We start from the raw sequence: 784 nt of genomic DNA on the forward strand, positions 1-784 counted from the left end.
AGGAACGGGCATGAACAAAGACGACATGATCCTGATCAGCGTTGATGATCACATCGTCGAGCCGCCGGACATGTTCAAGAATCATCTGTCGAAGAAGTACCAGGATGAGGCGCCGCGGCTGGTGCACAACCCGGACGGCAGTGACACCTGGCAGTTCCGCGACACCGTGATCCCCAACGTGGCGCTCAACGCGGTGGCCGGCCGGCCCAAGGAGGAGTACGGCCTGGAACCGCAGGGTCTCGATGAGATCCGGCCGGGTTGCTACAACGTCGACGAGCGGGTCAAAGACATGAACGCCGGCGGCATCTTGGGCTCGATGTGCTTTCCGTCGTTCCCCGGTTTCGCCGGTCGGCTGTTCGCCACCGAGGACCCGGAGTTCTCGCTGGCTCTGGTGCAGGCTTACAACGACTGGCACGTCGAGGAGTGGTGCGGGGCCTACCCGGCGCGTTTCATCCCGATGACGCTGCCGGTGATCTGGGACCCGGTAGCGTGCGCGGCCGAGATTCGGCGCAACGCCGAGCGCGGGGTGCACTCGCTGACCTTCAGCGAGAACCCGTCGGCGATGGGCTATCCGAGTTTCCACGACTTCAATCACTGGAAGCCGATGTGGGACGCGCTGGTCGACACTGACACCGTGCTCAACGTGCACATCGGGTCCTCGGGGCGGCTGGCCATCACCGCCCCCGACGCGCCGATGGACGTGATGATCACCCTGCAGCCGATGAACATCGTGCAGGCCGCGGCGGATCTGTTGTGGTCCAAGCCGATCAAGGAATACCCAGGC

Annotated in this window: 1 protein-coding gene; it reads left to right on the plus strand. The window is 63.9% G+C overall.

Annotated elements, in window-relative coordinates:
* Positions 1-10: 10 nt before the first annotated feature.
* A partial coding sequence (locus N4S67_RS27945; RefSeq protein ID WP_260996315.1) for an amidohydrolase family protein occupies positions 11-784 on the plus strand: 774 nt, incomplete at its 3' end.

This window comes from Mycobacterium deserti (genome assembly GCF_025345615.1).
GTDB classification, from domain to species: Bacteria; Actinomycetota; Actinomycetes; order Mycobacteriales; family Mycobacteriaceae; genus Mycobacterium; species Mycobacterium deserti.